Below are 16386 nucleotides of genomic sequence, written 5' to 3' on the forward strand. Positions count from 1 at the left end.
TGGTAATACTATCTTTGCAGCTTGAAAAACCTATTCGATGAAAATTTCATATAACTGGCTTAAACAATTTATTAAACTTCCTAAAGACCCTGAAGAGACTGGTCATTTATTAACAGATCTTGGACTCGAGGTAGAAGGCATCAATAGCTTTCAAAGTATCAAGGGAGGATTGGAAGGTATTGTTACAGGACATGTTTTAAGTTGCATTCCACATCCAAACGCAGATAGATTACAACTATGTAAGATAGACGTTGGAAATGGAGAAGCCTTGCAGATAGTATGTGGCGCACCAAATATTGCAACTGGTCAAAATGTACCGGTTGCCACGGTTGGCACTACACTATATGATGATAAAGGTGAAGCTTGGGAGATCAAAAAAGGGAAAATTAGAGGAGAAGCCAGCCACGGGATGGTTTGTTCTGAGAGCGAACTAGGCTTAGGAAGCAGTCATGACGGGATCATGGTTTTAAAGAAGGACCTTATACCCGGAATGCCAGTAGCAAAGATTTTCGAAATTGAAAATGACCAAGTATTTGAAATTGGGCTAACTCCAAATCGTGCAGATGCCATGAGTCATTGGGGTGTTGCCAGAGATCTAAAAGCAGGTTACCAGCAACAAGACTTAAGCTTAGAGCTTATAACTCCATCTGTAGGTGGTTTTCATGTGGATAGCAGAAGTTTAAGAATCCCTATTACAGTAGAAGATTCTAATTTGGCACCAAGATATTGCGGAGTAACCATTTCTGGGATCAAAGTTTCAGATTCACCGCAATGGCTTCAAAATAGATTAAAAGCGATCGGGATAAATCCTAAAAACAATATTGTAGATGCAACCAACTACGTAATGCATGAGTTGGGGCAACCTTTACACGCTTTTGATGCTGAAATGATCGCCGGAAACGAGATTCATGTAAAGACATTAAAAGCTGGAACAAAATTTACCACATTAGACGAAGTTGAAAGAGAACTGCATGCCGAAGATCTAATGATTTGTGATGCAGAAAAACCTTTATGTATTGCAGGTGTATTTGGCGGCATAAGCAGCGGTGTTTCACAAAGCACAACCAAATTATTTATAGAAAGCGCCTATTTTAATCCTGTAAGTGTCCGTAAAACTGCTAAGAGACACGGTTTGAATACAGATGCCTCCTTTAGGTTTGAACGCGGCGTAGACCCTAACATAACCGAATATGCTTTAAAAAGGGTTGCCATTTTAATTAAAGAGGTTGCCGGAGGTGAAATCACCAGTGATATAGATGATCTTTATTTCAAAAAAACAGAAGATTTTCAAGTGTTCTTGACCTTCGAAAAAGTTAACAAACTTATTGGGCAAAACTTAGCTGAAGAAACTATCAAATCTATATTAGCTTCTCTGGAAATTCGAGTGAACAATGTAACTGAAACAGGGATGGGACTTACTATTCCTTCTTACAGGGTAGATGTTCAAAGAGAATCTGATGTTATTGAAGAGATATTAAGAATTTATGGATATAACAATATCGAGTCTGGAACTAAGCTTAATGCTTCTATAGCCAATTCAGGAAAATTTGAAGATTATAAGCTTCAAAATCTAATTGCCAATCAGTTGGTAGGACAAGGTTTCTTTGAAACTATGGCCAATTCTTTAACTACACCAACCTACATAAAATTATCTGAGCAATTAAAGGAAGAACAAAATGTGGTCATGCTGAATCCTTTGAGTCAGGATCTTTCAGTTATGAGACAATCCTTGCTGTTTTCTGGTTTAGAGGCAGTGAATTACAATATCAATAGAAAGCAGGCAGATCTAAAGTTATTTGAATTTGGTAAAACCTATCATAATTACGAAAGCGGAAGAATAGAAAATAAGCACCTTAGCCTTTTTGTTACTGGCGATAAGTTTTCTGAAAGTTGGAATACTGCAAATAATAGCGGAAATTTCTTTTACACAAAAGGAACTATCGAGCGTATCTTGGAAAGATTAGGAATCAATTCAATTAAAACAGGGGAAGTGAAATCTGATGTTTTTTCTGAAGGAATTTCCATAAGCTCCGGGAAAGCGAAATTGGTAGAATTTGGAGTGATCAAGAAATCTATTCTAAAACATTTTGGAATCCAACAAGAAGTATTATTTGCCGATTTCAATTGGGATCTGGTACAAGAAACCGCTAAAAATCAGAAAACAAAATTCGCTGCAATTCCAAAATTCCCTGCCGTTCGTAGAGATTTCGCGTTGTTAATTGATAATTCTGTAAACTATAAACAAATAGAGGATATTGCCAAGCAAACGGAAAAACGCTTATTGCAATCTGTGAATTTGTTTGATGTGTATATAGGAGATAATTTACCCGAAGGTAAAAAAAGTTATGCCGTAAGTTTTAAATTTCAAGATGAAAACAATACGCTTACAGATAAACAAGTAGATAAGATTATGAGTAAACTTCAACAACGCTTTGAGAAAGAGCTGCAAGCAGAGTTGAGATAATTTTACAATCATTATTTTAATGAGCGTCCTTTTCTAAATTGAAAAGGGCGCTTTTTTTATAGCTTCAACTTTCTGATCGAAATAAAAGTTCAACAATTACTAAAGTTTTAAATATGCGTTGTAAGTTAAGTATCAAATAGTTAAATTAGAGTAAACTAATTATTTTAAAAATGGAACTGCAAGGCACTCATATTCCTGATAAAATTCTACAAAACAGAAATAAAAGAATTTCTGAACAACATTTATTGGAAGAAGTACAAGAGATCTTTAAACGAGAACAAAGTAAAAATGATCTAATTCTGAAAAATATTGCTGAAAGTATTGAAACCGAATCTAATTCTTTAAAATTCGATTTCTTAGAAACTTCAAAAATTTATCACCTTTCAGATATTGAAAAGATATGCATAGATTACAGATTGCGATTTTTGAACAGTTCCTTATTTAAAGCTGAACTACCTTATGAAGCGATCTCTAAAATAAAGCACTTAGAAAAAATTCATGAAACCAAGTTGGAAGGTTTTAAAATTATGGCGCCTGCAAAGCTATTCAAACTAAAGAACGCAGATGACCCCTTGCTATTTGCACCCATAGGAAACCAATATTACTATTTGATCCATTCTTGGGGAAAAGACCTACATCCTTTTAGAAAACTAATGATGTGGCCTTTTAAAAATCTAGAAAACTTTATTTTGCTTTTATTGGTAGTTAGTTTTTTTCTTACCACTCTTGTCCCTGAGGGTATGTTTAGCCAGAAACAGACAACTACAGAATTTTTAGTGATCTTTTTGTTTATGTTTAAATGGGTTGCTGGATTGGCAATCTATTTTGGTTTTAAAAAAGGTAAGAATTTTAGTGAAGCCATATGGAGAAGTAAATTTTATAATGCCTAATTGTAGAAAAAAATCTAAATCTCTACTTATTTAGATTTCTATAACTAACTTAGTTTTTCTAAATTTTACATCATGAGTGAAGATCAAGGTTACGAACATGTATATACTGGACCAGAAACAAATGTCCAATATTTACAGGAGATTTTTAATAAAGCAGGTTTATCTAATAGAGTAAGAAATGATTTCGATTCTGGCCTTCGAGCCGGATTTGGAGGAGGATTACCAGGACAAGTTCAACTGTTTGTGCTAAGCTCACATCTAAAAGAAGCTTTGGAGATTGCAAAATCCACATTTCCAAAAGATTTTAAGGATGGAGAATAGCATCCCTGAAAATCGGAATATTTGGCACCTAGTATTAGGAATTCTTTTTTTTATATATGGCTGTTATAAATTATACACCATAACTACTACGACTCAAGAAGAAAACACTTTTGGATATGTGATAGCTATAGGATTTATAGCCTTTGGAATCTACGATCTCTATAAATATTACAAAGGATCTAAATAAATAAAAGCCCAAAAAACAATTTTTTTTGGGCTTTTATAATATTTTGAGATCTATAATTATGCTTCTACAGCATACATTTTATCGCGTTGCTCTTTGATCTTTTTATCTTCCATATACTCATCAAAGGTCATATGTCTGTCTATTACTCCAGAAGGTGTCAATTCTATCACTCTATTTGCAACTGTTTGCGCAAATTCATGATCATGAGTAGTAAATAAGACTGTACCCTTAAAGTTTTTTAATGAATTATTAAAAGTGGTAATAGATTCTAGATCCAAGTGGTTTGTAGGCTCATCTAGCATTAGAACATTCGCACGCATCATCATCATTCTACTTAACATGCATCTTACTTTCTCTCCTCCAGATAGTACTCTCGAAGTTTTTAAAGCCTCTTCTCCACTAAAGATCATCTTACCAAGGAATCCTCTAATATAAACTTCCTCTCTCTCTTCTTCGGTCTTAGCCCATTGTCTCAACCAATCTACTAAAGTGTAATCGTTATTAAAAAACTCTGCGTTATCTAAAGGCAAATAAGAATGAGAAGTAGTTACTCCCCAATTGAAAGTACCTGCATCTGCTTTTTGTTTCCCATTTAGGATCTCATAAAACGCAGTAGTGGCTCTAGAATCTTTAGAATAGATAACGATCTTATCTCCCTTTTTCAGGTTGATATCTACATTTTTGAAAATCACCTCTCCATCAATAGATGCTTCCAAACCTTCAATATTTAATATTTGATCTCCCGCCTCACGTTCTCTTTCAAAAATAATGGCAGGATATCTTCTACTTGAAGGTTTAATACCTTCAATATTTAGCTTATCTATCATTTTTTTACGAGAAGTCGCTTGCTTAGATTTTGCAACGTTTGCGCTAAATCTTCGAATAAACTCTTCTAGCTCCTTTTTCTTTTCTTCGGCTTTCTTATTTTGTTGTGAGCGTTGTCTTGCTGCTAGCTGAGAAGATTCGTACCAGAAAGTATAGTTTCCACTAAAATGATTGATTTTACTAAAATCTATATCAGAAATATGGGTACACACTGCATCTAAAAAGTGCCTATCGTGAGAAACTACGATTACAGTGTTTTCGTAATTTGCTAAGAAATTCTCTAACCACAAAATAGTTTCGTAATCCAGGTCGTTGGTAGGCTCATCCATAATAAGCACGTCTGGATTACCAAATAAAGCCTGAGCTAATAAGACTCTTACTTTTTGTTTCCCATCCAGATCCTTCATTAATGTATAATGATGATTTGCTTTAATCCCTAAATTAGAAAGTAAGGCGGCTGCGTCACTATCTGCATTCCAGCCATTCATCTCTTCGAATTCTACTTGCAATACCCCTACTCTTTCTCCATCTGCATCATTAAAATCTTCTTTGGCATAAATGGCATCCATTTCATTTTTAATCTTATACAATGGCTTATTCCCTATAATTACCGTTTCCAGCACCGAAGTTTCATCATATAAATTGTGGTTCTGCTCTAAAACAGACATTCTCTTTCCTGGCTCCAAATGCACATGACCGCTTGTAGGATCCATTTTTCCCGAAAGTATGTTTAAAAATGTAGATTTTCCGGCACCGTTAGCTCCAATGATTCCGTAAATATTACCCTGTGTAAAGGCTGTATTTACCTCATCGAATAATATACGTTTACCAAATTGAACCGATAAATTAGATACTGATAGCATATTTTTATATTTTCTTTCTGAAATTTTTGCAAAAATAACCATTATTGCCCACGTGATAAAACATTAACGTTTTAATTAATCCTTTTAACGAGTGGTTAACATGAAGCAAATATCTCAAAATCTATATTTGTAGCAGTACATACCATATCTGCTTTAAAAAAACAAGCAAGAATTACCCCAAATGAAATTTAAATTACCTCTTTTACTAATTATTTCTTTGTTTTTTCTCTCCTGCGACAAAGAAAACAAAACTTCTAAGGAGGTTTATATAAAAGGCCAAATAGCCAATCCCAGTAGTGAGTACGTTGTCATTTCTAAGAATAACATAAATATTGATACACTGCGATTAGATAAGAATAATCGATTTGAAGGAAATCTAAAAGATATAGAAGCAGGCTTATATGTTTTTAGACATCCGCCAGAAAATCAAATAATCTATTTAGAACCTGGAGACAGCACTTTAGTATGGCTGAATACCCTAGAGTTCGATGAATCTTTGAATTTCAGCGGAAAAGGTTCTGAAAAAAGCAATTTTCTTACCAATTTATATCTCCTTAATCAACAAGATAACGATCTTATTTTATCTTACTATAAATCTGATCCTTCAGAATTTGCTAAAAAAACAGATTCTATAAGAGCCAATAGAAAGCAAAAACTGATTGATCTTGAAGAAAAATATGAGGTTTCGCAAGATTTTTATAAAATTGCAAATTCAAGTATTAACTATGAGTATTACGATCTTAGAGAACGTTACGCATTTTTAATTAGAAAATACAACCCTAGCTTAGTAGAAAAGATCCCATCAGATTTTCATGATTATAGGAAAGATGTTTCCTTTAACGACACTATTCTAGAAGATTCTTATGTCTATTTAAATTTTATAGATGATTTTTTAAGAACAAAAACTTTAGAAGATTGCGCTAAAATTAAACCAAACGATAAAAATTGCACTAATTTAAATAGTTTCGAAAATATAAAATCCCGTATAGAATTAGTAGATTCCTTAATTCAGAATAAAAATATAAAGAATACATTTTTAGACAGATTAGCCTCACAAGGAATCATTTATTCCCAAAAAGAAGAAAATATAGATTTGATTTTGAATTTATTGAAAAATATGGATTATTCCGGAAATATGAAAAATGGAATAGCTCAGATGGCTAAAATCCAATCAGATTTTTTACCAGGTAATTCCCTTGGTGATAAGGTTTATATAAATACGAAGAAGGATACTGTTAAGCTTAAAAGTTTTACGCGAAAACCAACGATCACTTATAGATGGATGAGCTCGTCCTCATCGCATTACATATGGCAACAGGACATTATTAAGAATTTACAATTTAAATATCCAGAAGTGGATTTTATAGGTATAAACCTAGACATGGCTGATCCTGATAAATGGATTGAAGTTATTAAAAACAATTCATTCGATCCTAAATTACAATTTCAAGCCACTAATATTCGGGTAGATGAGAACCTTCTTAAAAATTATTTGAATAAGTTAATTTTCATGGATGCTAAGGGTACTATTATAAGAGGAGATCTTCAAATAAACACTCCAGACCTGGAAAAGAAGATCTTGGAATTTATAAGCCAGCAATAACAAATTTCATGTAATAAGAAACATAAAAAAGCCTGATCAAATTAATGATCAGGCTTTTTTTGAATTATAATCTGTTTAAAATTAATTCCCTTTATTATAATCTTCAAGGAATTTAGCCAATCCAATATCTGTAAGTGGATGATTTAGCAATCCTTCTATAGACGACAATGGCCCTGTCATTACATCTGCTCCTAGTTTTGCACAATCTATAACATGCATAGTATGTCTTACTGAAGCTGCCAAGATTTGAGTTTCGAATTCGTAATTATCGTAGATCAATCTGATTTCTGAAATAAGATTTAAGCCATCTGTAGAAATATCATCTAATCTCCCAATAAACGGAGAAACATAAGTTGCTCCCGCTTTAGCAGCTAATAAAGCTTGCCCTGCAGAAAACACCAAGGTGCAATTTGTTTTAATTCCTTTGTCACTAAAATATTTAATGGCTTTTATACCATCTTTAATCATAGGAACTTTCACTATAATCTGCTCATGCAATTCAGCTAATTCCTCTCCCTCTCTTATAATTCCTTCATAATCTGTAGCAATAACTTCTGCACTAACATCGCCATCTACAATATCACATATCTTTCTATAGTGCTTAAATATATTATCCTTCCCTGTAATTCCTTCCTTAGCCATAAGGGATGGATTAGTGGTAACCCCATCTAAAACCCCTAGTTCTTGAGCTTCTCGTATCTGGTCAAGGTTTGCAGTATCAATAAAAAATTTCATAGTCTTGTTTTTAAATAAGTTTAATACTTGTATTTACGCATTGCAAAATTACAATTTATAATGCTTTAGCAAGATCTTCTCATATAATTTGTCCGGAAGAATTCGCTTTAAAGCTATTGAGAATTTTTGTAAAGGTTCCCCAACTTTATAATGACCTCTTGGCTTTGGAGTATTTATAATTTTATAGATCATTTTAGCCATAAGCTCTGGGTCCTTACCTTCATCAACATGCTTATTCATTATATCCAGCGTATTCTGATACGCTTTTCTATAAGGTGATGTCTCCAAAACCGGAGCATGATATCTTCCAGCAGCAATATTGGTTGCAAAATCGCCTGGAGCCACATTAGTCATATGAATATTAAAATTCTTTAGCTCCATTCTAAAAGCCTCTGTAGTTAACTCTAAGGCTCCTTTGGTTGCAGAATATATTCCGCGGTACGGCAATCCCATATATCCCGCAATAGAAGTAATATTAATTATAAGTCCTCCCCCTTGCTCACGCATTTTAGGAAGTACGGCTTTGGTCACATTCAACGGACCAAAATAATTGGTATCGAATGCTTTTTTGATCTCTTCTTCAGGAGTTTCTTCAATAGGACCTGTGATCCCGATTCCTGCATTATTGATTAGAATATCTATTTTTCCTTCTTTTTCTATCAATTCAGAAATAGCTGAAATGATAGTTTCATTTTTAGTAACATCTAATGCTAAAAGAGGAAAGGAAGTTGATTGCGTCGGATTTGGATTTCTACTTGTTCCGTAGACCTTAAAATTATTAGACATTAAGAATTCTCCTATGGATTTTCCAATTCCGGAAGAGCCTCCTGTAATAAGAACAATTTGTGGGGAAGTATCTGTTTTCATGATCACAAAGATGCGATAAAATTTAAATATCAGATACAAAAAATGGCAAGCGACCCACATCACACCGCTACGACCACTTACCCTTGCTGCGTTCCCGCCCTGGGGGATTCAGCAGGAGCTGGTTGTGTGGGACTTGCCGCTGCAAATATACAATGTTTACTACATTTTGCAAGGATTTTTTAAATTGAATTAATTAAATTAGCCCAAAGCAAATACCAATATTTTCATGAAGAAAGCTAAGTTCCTGTTACTGTTTATTTTAAATGTTTTATTTATTTCCTGCGGAAGCAATTCCGATAAAAATAAAAGTGATTTTTCTCTCAGTTTTGTGAGTTCTAAAGCCGAATTTGAGGTAGGTGAAACAGTAAAAGTGAGTATTCAGAATCCTAAAAACAAAAAAATAGATTCTACTTCCTTTTATTTTGAAGACCAATTATTGGGAACTGCAACAGCTGCTCCCGAATTAGAAATTCCTTTAAATTTTGAAAAACTAGGAAATCAGAAGATCAACGCAATTGTTTTTTCTGAAGGAGCAACGGACAGTCTTCAAATTGACTTTAAAATTTTTAATAATACTGCCCCTGAGATATACACATATAACATTATAAACACCTACCCTCATGATGTGGGAGCCTATACTCAAGGCTTAGAGTTTTTTAATGATACTTTATATGAAAGTACGGGACAATATGGTACTTCAACATTGAGAAAAGTAGATTTTAGAACTGGGGAAGTTTTTGAAAAAACAGAATTATCCGATCAATATTTCGGAGAAGGTTTATCTATTCTTAATGGTAATATTTATCAACTTACCTGGAAAGAAGGAGAAGGACTTATTTATAACCTTGAGAGCCTCAAAAAAACAGGTTCTTTCAAATATAATAATAGTAAAGAAGGCTGGGGCTTGTGCAATGATGGTAAACAATTCTACAAGAGCGACGGAACCGAAAAGATCTGGATCTTAAATTCAGAAACTTTAGCTGAAGAAACTTTTATACAACCCACCACAAATAGATCTATCTCGACGCAATTGAATGAATTGGAATGGGTAGAAGGGAAAATTTATGCAAACACCTATCAAAAAGATGGCGTTGCCATCATTAATCCCACGAATGGGGCTATAGAGGGAATTATTAACTTTAAAGGCTTAAGAGATAAGGTAAGCCAGCATCCTGAGTTAGATGTTTTAAATGGGATCGCATATAACCCAAATACTAAGAAATTGTATGTGACTGGAAAGAACTGGGATAAATTATTTGAAATTGAAATAATTAAAAAATGAGTGGTACTCCCGAAATCTTTGAAAAAACTATCACTGTAAAAGCTTCAGATCTAGATGAACTGAAGCATGTAAATAACGTTCAGTATGTCCAATGGATCCAAGATATTGCAAAAGAACATTGGGAAAAACGAGCTTCAGAAGAAATATTGAACACCTGTTTCTGGGTCGTGATTCGTCACGAGATAGATTATAAACAACAAGCTTTCTTGGATGATGAATTAATAATTCAAACTTTTGTAGGAGAACATACTCATGTAACCTCACAAAGATTGGTAAACATCTTGGACAAGGAAACTAAAAAGGTGCTTGTAAAAGCCAAGTCCACTTGGTGCTTGATGGATTACAACACCAAAAAACCCGTAAAGATCTCACAAGAGATGTTACGGGTTTTTTATATGTAAATTCTAGAGAAGGCTTTCCTTATAAAGTTTTAGCAACCTTATCTACCGCTGCTATAGTTTTATCCAGATCTTCATAAGATAAAGCTTCAGTTATAAACCAAGTTTCAAATGCACTCGGTGCAATATAGATACCCTCAGCCAACATTCCGTGAAAAAATTCTTTAAAGATATGGTTGTTAGCATTCGCTGCCGAGGCAAAATCTGTTACCGGAGTTTCAGAAAAATGAATTGAGATCATAGACCCTATTCTATTAATAGTATGCGGAATATTGTTCGATTTCAAAGCTGCACCGAAGCCTTCATGTAAGTAGGCAGTTTTCTCATCTATACTTTTAAAGATCTCTCTCTTACTATCCAACTCTTCTAACATCGCCAAACCAGCAGCCATTGCCAAAGGATTTCCACTTAAGGTTCCTGCTTGATACACTGGCCCTATTGGTGCCAAATAATCCATAATCTCTGCTCTGGCAGCAAAAGCGCCAACTGGCAATCCGCCACCAATTACTTTACCAAAAGTTACTATATCTGCGCGCACATCCAGTCTTTCCTGAACTCCACCTCGCGCCAATCTAAATCCAGTCATCACCTCATCAAAAACCAATAAGATATCATTCTCATCACATAGTCGGCGTAATCCTTCTAAAAACCCATTACTTGGGGCAATACAGCCCATATTTCCCGCCACAGGCTCCAAAATTATACATGCAATTTCTCCCTGATTCAGTTCTACAAGATTTCTAACATCTTCAAGGTCGTTATAAGTTGCAAGCAAGGTATCCTTGGCAGTACCTGTAGTCACCCCAGGACTATTCGGAGTTCCAAAAGTTACGGCACCACTGCCCGCTTGAATTAAAAATGAATCACTATGACCATGGTAACAACCAGCAAATTTTATAATTTTTTCTTTTCCTGAAAAGCCACGCGCCAATCTCACAGCACTCATACATGCCTCTGTTCCGGAATTTACAAATCTTATCTTATCTATATTCGGAACCATTTTTACTGCCAATTCAGCAATCTTGGTTTCAATCTCTGTGGGAGCTCCAAAAGAAGTTCCTTTTTTCGCCTTTTCAATAACCGCATCTACAACGGGTTTAAAAGCATGACCAAGGATCATTGGCCCCCAAGAATTTATATAATCTATATACTTGTTTCCGTCTTCATCATATAAATAAGCACCTTCAGCTTTTTCAATAAAAATTGGGGTTCCTCCAACTGCATTAAATGCTCGAACTGGAGAATTTACTCCTCCAGGTATTACTTTCTGTGCAGCTTCAAATAATGCACTACTTCTTTTATAATTCATAATATATTTTCAATTTTATACTTATTTCAAAATCAATTCCTGTCCAATAGAAATATTGTTATTAGATAAATTATTGATCCTGCGTAAGTCCTCGACGCTAATATTATTTCGTTTTGAAATAGAATATAAGGTGTCTCCTTTTTGTACTATATAATTATTAGACCCATTTGCTTGAACAGCCACTTCTCTTCTGTCTCTTTTATAGGTATTACCTAAAACTTCACTATCAAATCTATCAAGATTATACCGTTCTATTATTTCTATTAGCTTTTTGGGATACAATCTATCTGTTGCATACCCCGCAGCACGAAGGCCTTTTGCCCAGGCTTCATAATCATCGGGATCCAATTCAAAAAGATCTGCATAACGCCTTCGCTGGCTTAAGAATAAAGAATGATCGCGATAAGAATATTTAGGATCGTTATATTTCCTGAAGCATTCCTGAGATCTATCATCATCATGATACACCTTATCACCTTCCCAGTCATGGCATTTTATTCCAAAATGATTATTAGCCCTCCTGGTGAGATCTCCTCTTCCTGCTCCAGATTCCAAAATTCCTTGTGCCAGTGTAATACTAGCCGGGATCTTATAGAGTCTCATTTCTTCTTGAGCTATCTCATAAAATTCAGCCACATACTCTTCTACCACATTTGCGTACGAGCCTCTGGGAGCACTTTCTCGTTTAGAAGAACTCTGGTCATCTCTTTTTGAAGAAACTTCTTTTCTCTCTTCATTTTTATGTGAAGCCACCTTCTTTTTACTTCCACATGAAGCTAGAAAGAGTAAAAGAAAGAGCCCTACGAAAAGCTTATGAAGTTTTATTTTATACATCTAGTAACGGAAGATTTTTTTTGATCAATAATTCATTCATTCCGGGGATACCTTGAAGCCCTCCAGTATGAATGGCTAAAATACGAGAATTTTGAGGGAATTTAGAATTTTCTATCATATTGATAATCCCATATAACATCTTACCTGTATAAACGGGATCGAGCGCAATCTCGTATTTTTCATTGAACTGATTTATAAAATGTACCAACTTAGAATCCACTTTTGCGTAGCCTCCAAAATGATAATCGGTTACTAAACTCCAATTGTTTTGTGTAGAATATTTTTTTATTTCTGATGAGATCCAATCCCCTTTAAGTGCTGGAAATCCTAAAATTTTTTGATTGGGATTTGAGGTATTAATAATCCCCGCAATCGTACCAGCTGTACCAATAGAACAACAGATATAATCAAACTCCTTATCTTCCTCTTTTAAAATTTCTTCGCAACCTTTTATCGCCAAAGAATTTGTTCCTCCCTCTGGAAGAAGGTAGAAATCTCCAAATTCCGCCTTTAAATTCTCGATAAAATCTGGCTCCTCTTTTCTTCTATAAGTTTCTCTGGAAATAAAATGGAGTTGCATCCCATGCACTTCTGCATATTTTAAGGTCTCATTAGTATCCAAGGTTTTCTTAACATCCTTCCCTAGCTCCTCACCCCTAATAATTCCTATCGTTTTTATACCATATTTCTTACCTGCAGCAGCGGTTGCGGCAATATGGTTAGAATAAGCCCCGCCAAAGGTCAAGAGTGTTGGAGTGTTGCTTTTTAAAGCTTCAGAGATATTATATTTTAATTTTCTGAATTTATTTCCTGAAACAAAAGGATCTATCAGGTCTTCTCTTTTTATATGTAACGAAATGTTGGAAGGTTTAAAATGAGCAACCAGTTGATTGGTTGAAAAAGTAAAATTAAAATCGGCTTCCTGCATCATTCTGCAAAGATTCAAAAAATGCATTCAGAAAATATAAAAAACTAGTGTCAATTTTTGAAGAGATAAAAGATATTGATTGTCCATAAATAATAATGAATTAATAAATAACGTCATTCTGTTCCGAAACTTCGGGAGATTCAGAATCTAACAACCCCTTATCTTTACAGTGAATTGAGACCCTGAAATAAATTCAGGGTGACGGGATTACTATTAGTACAAAAAGTGGATATACCTATAAATATTTCAGGAAACCCCAAAATCTTCTGTCTTTTATATAGTTCATATTCAACTCATTCCTATAAGCCTCCTTTTCAAAAGATATATTTCGGTATGCTAAAAATTTATTTTTATACTGAAGATATCTGATGCCAAATTCTATCCCGTACCACACATAGAAAAACACGATGAGCATTTCTACTTGCTGCTTTAAATGGATCTTTTCATGATTTAGTAAAACAGGATCATTTTTAAAACTTTTATTTTTCACAATAATAAATGGCCATAGGCTAATCCCATTAAAACCTTTAGCGAGTAGAAATTTGTTTACCAGAACAATCATTGGCGAAAGTTAAGAATTTGTATTTTTGTGATATGAATAATTTTTCAAAAAAGATTCCTTTAGAGGAAGGTGATTTCTATATAACACCAGAAGGCTACAGGTGTTTTACAGAGCAATACCATTTAAAAAGAGGGTATTGCTGTGAGAGTGGTTGTAGGCATTGCCCTTACGGGTATGATAAGAAAACAAACTCTATATAATTTCATGATATTTCCTTCAAAAGAAGCCTACATAAAAAAATCAATTTAAAATAGCGCATTAATGAATTTTAAAGATCTTATCCTACAGGGAATTCCTTCAACACTGCCAGAGCAACGAACTTATGATCTATCTGTAAATCATACCCCTAAGAGAAAAGAAATTTTAAATGCTGAAGAAAAAAATCTTGCTTTAAGAAATGCATTACGATATTTTGAACCAGAACATCACGCCACTTTAATAGAAGAATTCAAAGAAGAATTGGAAACCTCCGGAAGGATCTATATGTTTAGATTTAAACCGACTTACGATATTTATGCAAGGCCGATTGAGGAATATCCGGGACCTTGTTTGCAAGCGAGAGCTATTATGCTAATGATCCAGAATAACTTGGATCCAAAAGTTGCTCAACACCCTGAAGAATTAATCACTTATGGTGGAAATGGTGCCGTATTCCAAAACTGGGCGCAATATTTATTGGTGATGAAGTATTTGGCGCAAATGGAAGATGACCAGACCTTGGTTATTTATTCCGGACATCCAATGGGATTATTTCCTTCCAACAAAAATGCTCCACGCGTGGTAGTAACCAACGGAATGATGATTCCAAATTATTCCCAACCAGATCACTGGGAAAAATTCAATGCATTGGGTGTAACTCAATATGGCCAAATGACTGCAGGCAGCTATATGTATATTGGACCACAAGGTATTGTTCATGGAACTACTATCACCGTATTAAATGCGGGTAGAAAAATAGCCGAAAATAAGGAGGATCTAGCTGGTAAACTTTTTATCACTTCTGGTTTAGGCGGAATGAGTGGAGCGCAGCCAAAAGCGGGAAATATCGCTGGATGTATTACTGTTTGCGCTGAAATAAATCCGAAAGCGGTTCATACTCGTCATTCTCAGGGATGGGTAGATGAAGTTTTTACAGATCTTAACGAATTAACTAAAAGGGTAAATCTAGCTAAGCATAACAAAGAAGTGGTTTCCATCGCTTATCAAGGGAATATTGTAGATGTATGGGAACATTTTGATAAAGTGAATCTTTTCGTAGACTTAGGAAGTGATCAAACTTCATTACATAATCCATGGGCTGGTGGTTATTATCCGGTAGGGATGAGTTTGGAGGAATCTAATGATATGATGGCTAATGATCCGAAGGAATTTAAAATTAAAGTCCAGGAAAGCTTATGCAGACAAACTACTGCAATAAATAAACACACCAAGAAAGGAACTTATTTCTTTGATTATGGAAACGCATTCCTATTGGAGGCTTCTCGGGCAGGTGCTACTATTTATAAAAATAAGAATGGGGAGTTTGTAGATTCCAGCGCTTTTAAATCATCAGACCTGGAAAGTGCTCCTTTTGCATATCCTTCTTATGTGCAAGATATTATGGGTCCGATGTGCTTCGATTATGGATTTGGACCATTTAGATGGGTTTGTGCATCTGGACTTCAGGAAGATCTAGACAAAACAGACAAAATTGCTACAGAAGTATTAGAAAGATTAAAAAAGGATGCTCCAGAAGAGATCCAATCTCAATTATCTGATAATATAAAATGGATAAGGAATGCCAAAGCCAATAATTTGGTAGTTGGGTCTAAAGCCAGGATTCTTTATGCCGATGCTATTGGTAGAACTGAAATTGCTAAAGCCTTTAATAATGCTATTGCAGAAAATAAAATAGGCACTGTTGTTCTAGGTAGAGATCATCATGATGTTTCAGGAACAGATTCTCCCTTTAGAGAGACCTCCAACATTTATGATGGTTCAAGGTTTACGGCAGATATGGCTATCCAGAATGTAATAGGTGATAGCTTTAGAGGAGCTACCTGGGTGAGCATCCATAATGGTGGTGGCGTTGGCTGGGGAGAGGTTATAAATGGTGGTTTCGGTATGGTTCTTGATGGTACAATAGAAGCGGAAAACCGCTTAAAATCTATGCTGTTTTGGGATGTAAATAATGGTTTAGCAAGACGGTCTTGGGCACGAAATAAGGAAGCAATTTTTTCTGTAAAACGTGCGATGGATCAAGAGCCAAAACTTAAGATAACTATCCCAAATCTTGTAGATGATGCGTTGTTTTCAGAATAAAGACCACAAACCATTTA

The 16386-nt window shown here is 34.7% G+C and carries 16 protein-coding genes and 1 other RNA gene; 9 read left to right on the forward strand and 8 right to left on the reverse strand.

Features of this window, described 5'->3' with window-relative positions; genetic code table 11:
* Positions 1 to 37: 37 nt before the first annotated feature.
* From pheT to ES724_RS06780, 4 genes are all read left to right on the forward strand, one after another.
* Positions 38 to 2464 carry a phenylalanine--tRNA ligase subunit beta gene (pheT, locus tag ES724_RS06765; RefSeq protein ID WP_146931301.1) on the forward strand — a complete coding sequence of 809 codons (2427 nt, stop codon included), beginning with the start codon at positions 38 to 40 and terminating at the stop codon, positions 2462 to 2464.
* Positions 2465 to 2634: 170 nt separating this feature from the next.
* Positions 2635 to 3354: a hypothetical protein gene (locus tag ES724_RS06770; RefSeq protein ID WP_170249855.1), complete on the forward strand. Its 720-nt coding sequence runs from the start codon at positions 2635 to 2637 to the stop codon at positions 3352 to 3354.
* Between the two features lie 72 nt (positions 3355 to 3426).
* Positions 3427 to 3675, forward strand: a complete 249-nt coding sequence (locus ES724_RS06775; protein ID WP_026839161.1) for a DUF2007 domain-containing protein — start codon at positions 3427 to 3429, stop codon at positions 3673 to 3675.
* Positions 3665 to 3862 carry a hypothetical protein gene (locus ES724_RS06780; protein WP_146931307.1) on the forward strand — a complete coding sequence of 66 codons (198 nt, stop codon included), beginning with the start codon at positions 3665 to 3667 and terminating at the stop codon, positions 3860 to 3862. The genes ES724_RS06775 and ES724_RS06780 overlap by 11 nt, the downstream gene beginning before the upstream one ends.
* Before the next feature lie 56 nt (positions 3863 to 3918).
* On the opposite strand, the gene ES724_RS06785 is transcribed toward ES724_RS06780, so the two are convergent.
* Complete coding sequence (locus ES724_RS06785) at positions 3919 to 5550, reverse strand: ABC-F family ATP-binding cassette domain-containing protein (RefSeq protein ID WP_146931309.1); 1632 nt, start codon at positions 5548 to 5550, stop codon at positions 3919 to 3921.
* 181 nt (positions 5551 to 5731) lie between these two features.
* On the opposite strand from ES724_RS06785, the gene ES724_RS06790 reads away from it, so the two are divergent.
* Positions 5732 to 7153: a hypothetical protein gene (locus ES724_RS06790; RefSeq protein ID WP_146931311.1), complete on the forward strand. Its 1422-nt coding sequence runs from the start codon at positions 5732 to 5734 to the stop codon at positions 7151 to 7153.
* Between the two features lie 81 nt (positions 7154 to 7234).
* Here the strand turns inward: ES724_RS06790 and fsa are convergent, their stop codons facing one another.
* From fsa to ffs, 3 genes are all read right to left on the reverse strand, one after another.
* Positions 7235 to 7888: a fructose-6-phosphate aldolase gene (gene fsa, locus ES724_RS06795; RefSeq protein ID WP_026839165.1), complete on the reverse strand. Its 654-nt coding sequence runs from the start codon at positions 7886 to 7888 to the stop codon at positions 7235 to 7237.
* Between the two features lie 48 nt (positions 7889 to 7936).
* On the reverse strand, positions 7937 to 8755 hold the full coding sequence (locus tag ES724_RS06800) for an SDR family oxidoreductase (protein WP_146931313.1): 819 nt from the start codon (positions 8753 to 8755) through the stop codon (positions 7937 to 7939).
* 40 nt (positions 8756 to 8795) lie between these two features.
* Positions 8796 to 8894: signal recognition particle sRNA small type (gene ffs / locus ES724_RS06805), an RNA gene on the reverse strand.
* Between the two features lie 87 nt (positions 8895 to 8981).
* Here ffs and ES724_RS06810 point away from each other — a divergent pair.
* Together ES724_RS06810 and ES724_RS06815 are read left to right on the forward strand one after the other, a co-directional pair.
* On the forward strand, positions 8982 to 10037 hold the full coding sequence (locus tag ES724_RS06810) for a glutaminyl-peptide cyclotransferase (protein ID WP_146931316.1): 1056 nt from the start codon (positions 8982 to 8984) through the stop codon (positions 10035 to 10037).
* Positions 10034 to 10438: an acyl-CoA thioesterase gene (locus tag ES724_RS06815; RefSeq protein ID WP_146931319.1), complete on the forward strand. Its 405-nt coding sequence runs from the start codon at positions 10034 to 10036 to the stop codon at positions 10436 to 10438. The genes ES724_RS06810 and ES724_RS06815 overlap by 4 nt, the downstream gene beginning before the upstream one ends.
* 19 nt (positions 10439 to 10457) lie before the next feature.
* Here ES724_RS06815 and hemL read toward each other — a convergent pair whose 3' ends face one another.
* The 4 genes from hemL to ES724_RS06835 form a co-directional block, all read right to left on the reverse strand.
* A complete protein-coding gene (gene hemL, locus ES724_RS06820; RefSeq protein ID WP_146931321.1) occupies positions 10458 to 11744 on the reverse strand; it encodes a glutamate-1-semialdehyde 2,1-aminomutase in 1287 nt (428 codons plus the stop codon).
* A gap of 21 nt (positions 11745 to 11765) precedes the next feature.
* Positions 11766 to 12578 carry a glucosaminidase domain-containing protein gene (locus tag ES724_RS06825; protein ID WP_146931324.1) on the reverse strand — a complete coding sequence of 271 codons (813 nt, stop codon included), beginning with the start codon at positions 12576 to 12578 and terminating at the stop codon, positions 11766 to 11768.
* Positions 12571 to 13506, reverse strand: a complete 936-nt coding sequence (locus ES724_RS06830) for a 1-aminocyclopropane-1-carboxylate deaminase/D-cysteine desulfhydrase (protein ID WP_146931488.1) — start codon at positions 13504 to 13506, stop codon at positions 12571 to 12573. Before ES724_RS06830 ends, ES724_RS06825 begins: the two co-directional genes overlap by 8 nt.
* 235 nt (positions 13507 to 13741) lie before the next feature.
* A complete protein-coding gene (locus ES724_RS06835) occupies positions 13742 to 14068 on the reverse strand; it encodes a hypothetical protein (RefSeq protein WP_146931327.1) in 327 nt (108 codons plus the stop codon).
* A 32-nt stretch (positions 14069 to 14100) separates the two neighbouring features.
* Between ES724_RS06835 and ES724_RS16465 the strand changes: the two genes are divergently transcribed.
* On the forward strand, positions 14101 to 14268 hold the full coding sequence (locus tag ES724_RS16465) for a DUF5522 domain-containing protein (RefSeq protein ID WP_170249857.1): 168 nt from the start codon (positions 14101 to 14103) through the stop codon (positions 14266 to 14268).
* Positions 14269 to 14329: 61 nt separating this feature from the next.
* On the forward strand, positions 14330 to 16369 hold the full coding sequence (locus ES724_RS06840) for a urocanate hydratase (protein ID WP_146931330.1): 2040 nt from the start codon (positions 14330 to 14332) through the stop codon (positions 16367 to 16369).
* Positions 16370 to 16386 lie beyond the last annotated feature (17 nt).

The sequence above is a fragment of the Gillisia hiemivivida genome, from assembly GCF_007997295.1.
GTDB lineage: Bacteria > Bacteroidota > Bacteroidia > Flavobacteriales > Flavobacteriaceae > Gillisia > Gillisia hiemivivida.